At 63.9% G+C, this 6872-nt stretch carries 3 protein-coding genes; all 3 read right to left on the bottom strand.

Annotated elements, in window-relative coordinates; translation table 11 throughout:
• A partial coding sequence (locus tag X744_RS144360) for an IS256 family transposase (protein WP_023762048.1) occupies window positions 1-357 on the bottom strand: 357 nt, incomplete at its 3' end.
• A 520-nt stretch (window positions 358-877) separates the two neighbouring features.
• Complete coding sequence (locus X744_RS144365; RefSeq protein WP_032908029.1) at window positions 878-4180, bottom strand: UvrD-helicase domain-containing protein; 3303 nt, start codon at window positions 4178-4180, stop codon at window positions 878-880.
• Window positions 4177-6828 carry a PD-(D/E)XK nuclease family protein gene (locus X744_RS144370; RefSeq protein WP_031260998.1) on the bottom strand — a complete coding sequence of 884 codons (2652 nt, stop codon included), beginning with the start codon at window positions 6826-6828 and terminating at the stop codon, window positions 4177-4179. The genes X744_RS144365 and X744_RS144370 overlap by 4 nt, the downstream gene beginning before the upstream one ends.
• Between the last annotated feature and the right edge of the window lie 44 nt (window positions 6829-6872).

Raw genomic sequence — 6872 nt, 5'->3', positions numbered from 1 at the left:
CTTCACCTTGCGGGTCGAGACGCCCTGCACGTACATCTCGACCAGCGCCGACACCAACGCCTTCTCCGAACGCTGGTAGCGCTCAAACAACTCCGTCGAGAACCGGGCTGCCCGATCCTGCGGGACCCGCAGCTCCAGCACCCCGACCCGCGTCACCAGCTTGCGCTCGTAATAGCCAGACCGATAGCCAATCCGCTCTGTCGTCCGCTCACCTTTCCCGGCCCCGATCACCTCCGTCATCTCGGCCTCCAGAGCCTCCTGCACGACAAGCTGCAACGCCTTGCGAAACCCGTCCTCGTCCGACAACAGCAACGCTTTCAACTCACCCCTGCTCAGTCTAGCTTCTCGATTGGTCATGGCACTTCCCCTTCCACGGGAATCGGTGATTGCANGTGTGCTCTTCCGATCTATGGCCGCTTTCGCCTCAGCGCAACGACCGTTCTCTCTCCAAAACTTTTTGCAGAACCTTCAGGACACTATCCCCGATCAGAGAGGATGCCTTTGATCCAGATGACTACAGCCGGTTACTGCTAGTGCTGTAGTTTCCTGCAATCGAGGCCTTAACGCTGCACGAACCTATGCTGTGCCGAAACCTAACGAGACATATCGCGTCCCCTTGATCGTTCATCGTGTTGCTGCTTTGCCAGCGTTGCTATGCCGCCAGCTAGCTCCGTTGCCGCTCTTTGGCCCATAAAATCACTATTCGATATCATCTCAGGGATCCCTGGATGGTCATATCCACATCGCGCACGCAGTTTCGCCTCGAGCTCTGCGCGTTCTGTCGATTTGTTTCGTCATCCGGAATCCGAAGGCGAATAACATGCATCCGGTTTTAGCTTGGGGCATGCCTGCGGGCTGCGAACCGACCCTCAGGGCACTATTGATCGCGGCTCACTCTGTCCGCCCGTTGGACCCAGGCGATCTCGCCGCTCGTCAGGTAGACAATCGCGCCGCGTCTGGCGCCCGTCGCAGAAAGATAATCGCGCAGCTGCTGCGCATGGGCTTCGCGCACCGCCGGCGAGGGATTCACATCAGACTTCCAGTCGATCGCAGCGTCGACCCTGTCTTCGATGATCGCCAAAGCGTCGGCACGACCGGCGATAAGGCCAACCTCGTCATGGCTCCAGATTGCGATTTCGGGGACGAGATTGGGCCGCAGTTCGGCAATCTGGGGCAATGCGAGGCCGCGGAGCGCCGTGGCTCCCATCTCATTGGGGTCGGGGCGAGGTTCGCCTTCGTCGACGTCGGGCATCAGCTGTTCGAGCAATTCGAGCGCGCGGGACACGCTAGCGCCAAGTTCAACAGCAAGCTCGCCGGTGAGAAGCTCTTCCATCAGCTTGTGAAGGATGACACCGCGGCGCGCCCCGGCGCCGACGACCTCAAGATGTTCGGCATGAGTCTCCGATCTTACGACCCTGTCGAGGGGATCGCTGAGCCGATCGGCGTCATGCTCGCTGGGCCGGCGCCAGACAATTGGCGGTGCGCTTCCCTCGACGGATTGCTGCTCGGCGGCAAAAATGTCTGAAGACTGCTCGTTCGGCCGAGAGACCCGCCCCGGCGTTTCCCGCCGCGCAAAGGACGAAAGGTCTAGTTCGGGAATGTCTTGCTGACGCAGGTCTATGGAGCTGAACCAAGAATCTTTGGACGCCTGAGGGATGTGCGGCAGGATCAGCAGGTCCCGTGCCCGCGTGCAGGCCACATACCAGATCCGCTCTCGCTGATTGGCATCTTCCAGGCTTTCCGCTGCACGTGCCGCCGCCAGCTCCGGCGGCGCGACGCCGCCGAGCATCCAATGCAGGCTGTTGTCGGATTGCCGATGCACGAACTGATCCGGCCGGTAGAGCTCGGTCGTGGAATTGACCGGAATGACGACCGGCCACTCCAGGCCCTTGGCGCTATGAATGGTGACGATCTCGACGGCATCCTCGGAGGCGTCGATGCGCCCTTCCTGCGCTCGGGCCTTGCGTTCCCAATCTGCCTGCAGCTCGCGGATGAATGCGCGCAGGCCAGCGACCGCGTAGCCGCGCGCTCTCTCGATCAGGGCGTCCAGGTTGGCGAGTGCGCGGGCACTTCGGTTGCGATGTCGCGCCGCCATGATCACGCGAACGTTCAAGCGTTCGATGGCTTCCGCAAGAATCAGGCTCGGCGTCACAATCGACGCCCGCCGGCGAAGCTGTTGCAGCTCGATGAGAATGTGCCTTGCCACCACATGCTGCACCAGTTCGGGGTCCGTCCGCACGGTGAAAAAGCTTTGGCCTTCTTCCCTGGCGGCAAGGGTCGCGGTGATATCGAGCAGTTCTTGATCGCTCAAGCCCACCAACGGTCCGCGCATCAGCGCGCCAAAGGCTAAGGTGTCGGACGAATCCGCGAGGACCCGCAACAACGCCAGGATGTCCTGCGTTTCCTGTCGTCGCATCAGCGTCTGGCCGGCTTGCGAGGATACCGCGAGCCCGCGCTGCTCAAGTGCCCGTTCGTAGCGCCACAGTTCCGTGTGTCCCGGCGAAAGCAGCGCGATGTCGCCGGCCTGGAGCGGCGTGCATGTCTTGTCGGCGCGTTGTATCGGCACGTTGCCGATCAAGGCGGTGCAGATGTCGGCGACCCGCTCGGCCTCGGCCTCCCGAAACATTTCGGCGTAGATCCGTCCCTCGGTCGCGACCTCGACGGTGAAGCGAGCCACGCAGGGAAGCGGATGCGACGTCTCGAGGAGTGTTGGCGCCAGCGCGACGTATCGGGGCTGCGAGGGCTTGGCAAAGACCGGATCGAAGCAGACATTCACGTGGTCGATGATCGGACTGAGCGATCGGAAATTGGCTGTGATCTCGAGCACCGCGCCCTGATCCTGGTTATCAATCAGGCGGCGGCAGCGCTCGTAGGCTTCGATGTCGGCACCGCGAAAACGATAGATCGCCTGTTTCGGATCGCCAACCAGGAAGAGCGCGCCGGGCCGCAGCTCCGATTCTTCCCATCGCGCAGGTCGAGCTTCAGCGGCGATCGAGAACAAAATCTCGTTCTGGATGCCGTCCGTGTCCTGGAATTCATCGACCAGGACATAGCGATAGCGCTGGCTGATGGCCTGACGCACCTCCTCGTGGCCGCGCACCAGCGATCGAACGTGGATCAGCAGGTCGTCGAAATCCAGCACCGCGGCCGCCCGCTTGCGCGCCTGATAGCTTTCGAGCAGCTGGTCGAGCGAGGCCGATAGCGAACAAACCAGCGTGCTGGCGATATGGCCGACGAGCTCGCTCCAGGCTATGGCGACGGTTTCATAGAGCGCCCGGCCGTCTCCGGCGCCGGCATCGTTGCGATGCGCGCCGAAGCCCCGCGCGGCCTCGTCGTAGGTCTTGAGTTGCAGGCCTTTGCGCTGGAAGAGACGGCCGGCTCCCGGATCGCAAAGCCGCCACAGGCTTCCGAAATCCTCGTTGTTTGCAAGACAATCCTGATAGCGCTCCGCAAGCCGGCGCAGCTCGTGCGCGATGTCGGAAAGCCATTTGTCCGGCGCTGCGCCTGCCTGCCATCGGTCGAAATCGTCCACCGCCTGGACGAAATCAATGTCCGGCCGTGCGTCGGCAGAGGGAGGGATCGGTTGGGCATCGGGATGCTTGCGCCGGAGACTCGCGAGTTCCCGAATAAGGTCAACGACCTGAAGCGGGATTTCCTCGGCCAGGACGACGATCGGGTCAGCTTCCGCCGCATCGGCCGCGAGCCGACGCGCGAACCAGGCCGACAGCTCGGCCATGAACAGATTGTCGGCAACGCCCGCATCGACCACGCGGGCACCGGGATCGAGGCCAGCCTGGACGCCATGGCTGCGGATGATCGCCTGGCAAAATCCATGGATGGTCGTTGCCGTCAGATCATCGAGGCGGGGAGAGGCGGCGACGAGCGCATCGTGCTGCTGGTCCGAAAGGCCATTGGGAAGAACGGACTTTAGGAAAGCAGGAACATCGCCCGCCAATAGCAGTTCAATCGTCTGCCTGATGCGGCGCGCGAGCTCGCTCGCCGCGAGTTCGGTGAAGGTGATGGCAGCGATGTCACCGGGATGATGGCCGGCTGCGAGCATCATCGCGACGCGACCGGCCATCAGCGAGGTCTTGCCGGTTCCCGCGGCCGCTTCGACAAGCAGGATCGAGAAGAAATCCGTCATGGCCCGGCAGCGGGCGTCTTGGTCGACGAGCATCATGTCGAGGCGCTCCACAGCCGGTTGAGCGGCTGGTTGGCCGCCCGGAACTCGGAGGCCTTGCGGCGCAGGTAGCTTTCGCGATCGGCCGGAAGCGCCAGGCGCATGTCGTCATAGTCGGCGTCCTGCTCCCAACGCGGCGCAATGCTGCCGCTGCGCAGAATCGCCATTGCCGCCGATAGATAGCCTGCCGCTTCGTTCACCACCGCATCCAGCTCGTCGCCCTTGAGCTCGAAAGTTGTCGGATCATCGGCGAGATAGATCAGGCGCGCCACAACCGTCCTGACTTCGGGGAGCAACGCGCGCACCGCGATGGCGTAAAGCACACGCTGCAGTTCCCGTCCCTGGCCCAACGCGATGCGCTGGTGTTTCGGAGGCGGCTTGGCGCTCTTGTAGTCGGTGATGCGCGCGCCATCGCCGGTGGCACGGATATCGAGCCGATCCATGCGGCCGCCGAACACCAGGCCGCTTTGTCGGATCGACACCGCGACCGTCGTGTCCCACGGCGCCTCCTCCTGCGCGGCATCTCGCTGGCCGAACGGCACTTCCGTCCAGCTGCGCGTATCGGATCTGACCTGATCGTCGGCGGCAAGGCCTCTTGCCGTGCGGCGCGCAGCCTCATTCACGGTATGCCGCCACAGAATCGGCGGGGGCACTGAACGCTGAAGCGGCCAGGCATTCAGGATCGCCGTCGAAGCATGACCGATCGCCGCTTCGATCTCGCCGGCGCTCGCGCGCGCAAAGCCCGGCGCAGGCTCGAGCGCCGCGATCGCGCCGCTGATCAACTCATGCACCAGTTCGCCGAACGAGGCTGCATCGAGTTGCAGCGGGTCAGACTGGAATCGCGCTGAGCGCCAACCCAACGCGTAACGCCAGACGAACCCGAGCGGGTCGCGCAGCAGCCGCTGGAGCGACGTCGTCGACTGGACTCTCGCCAAGGCTCTTTCTATCGCCGGATGGTTGGAGCCTGAGAGGCCGTCATGCGGCGTCAGTGTCGAAGGCCATTGCCAGTTGCGCCAGCAAAGCTGGCTCTGGCGAACATGCGCGAGTTGGCCGGCATCGCGGGGTTTCGCCAAGAGCCTGTCCGCTTCGCTGAAAGCATGCCCTGGAATGCGGTCGCGCTTGTGCACGATCTCGTCTGAGGGCCAGAGCGAGCTTGGCGACAGAACGCCGCCCTTGGCGTTGCGCAGCGGCCGCGACAGGATGAGTTGTTCGCGGGTATGCGCCTGGATGACCGCGAAATAGCGTCGGTCGCGTTCAGGGACACCCGCGGGATGGAGCCTGCGGCGGTCGAGCAGATGGTGCGGCAACAGCGGGTCGTCGTTTTCCGAGCGCGGCCAGGACCGGCTGGTGAGGCCAAGCAGGCGGGTGTAGGGCCGCGGACATGCGGCCAATTGCGACGCCGGGCACCACACGACGCTGTTGGCCGGGTCAAGCTGGTCGACGACGCGCAACGCTTGTAACGATAGGGCAATGGCTTGCGCAGGCGCACTTCGCAGCGCCTCTTCCCACATCGCCAGGCTAGCGCCGCTCAGCATCCGTGCACCCGCTTCCCCAGCCACTTCCGCTCCGCGCGCGAGAAGCTCGAGAATGGGCAGCAGGACGTGCTCGGCCAGTTCACCATTGGCGCGCTGCGGCCTGGCCGCCGCCAGCACTTCCTGCCACTGGCCGAGGCTCCGCAGACCCGCGCTTCGCGGAACAGCAGCAAACCAGTCCGGCGGAAGCAAGCCGGCAAATGGACGCGACGGCAGGCGTCGGATCAAGCGCCAGATACGCTCCTGATCGAGACCGTTTACAAGAATGTCCGCCAGCGCGGCACAGGCCTGGCCCTCCGGCGTGCTCAAGGCGGGCACGCCGTGAGAGAAATGCAGTGGCAGCCCGGCGCTTCTCGCATAGGCCAAAAAATGATCGTCCCAGTCAGGAGTCGAAGTCGCGGCGACGGCGATGTCTTGTGCCTTAACCTTCCCGGTGGCGAGCAGCTGCCGGATCCAACGCAACGCCTCGACGACCTCCGACTTGGGGTCCGCGCTCGCCTCGGCCGTTGTTCGGACCGGAGTCGTCGCCGGCGTTTTCCGGATCGACCCTCTGAACCATGGTTGTTCGACAGGTTCCGGCAGCTCCCAGGTGAGATCGGTGACGCGAACGAGCTCATTGACAAGCGGCCGCCAAAGAGAATCCACGTCCACCAATCCCGAAAGCGTCACTGGACCCAGCAAGCCGCGCGCAAGATCGACCCGCCTCAAGGCGGCGTCGCGAAGATCGCGCGGCAGCATTTGCGCGGGTGGAATGTGATCGCGAACGTAGGTCTCGATGACATGCAGGTCATTGAACCTCGGCGTCCCGCCTGCCAGCGACGACAGATCGAGATCCGCCCGCCAGACGCAATCGAGCGCATGCAGGACCGCGCGCGGCATCCCTGGCAACGCTGCCACCGTTCCGATGTCGCGAAAGCCTTCCGAGGTCAGCGCCGCCTGGATTGCCGGATAGAGCACGTCGGTGCCGGCCGGTGTCGCGAAGCCGCCGACAAGGCGCGCAGCGAGCAGGGGCAGGGTGACGATCTCACGACCGATTGCACCTTCCCGCGCGGCGGAAGCGCGAGCGCTGCGAAGCGCCAGCATGCCATCGACGACGTCAGTGGAACGAATAGGCATCGGTTTTCGTCATGTTCTTCCAACAGGGCACTGTGATCGCCCAA

The organism is Mesorhizobium sp. LNHC252B00 (assembly GCF_000502955.1).
Lineage (GTDB): Bacteria > Pseudomonadota > Alphaproteobacteria > Rhizobiales > Rhizobiaceae > Mesorhizobium.
This window is presented reverse-complemented; position numbering and strand designations above follow the sequence as displayed.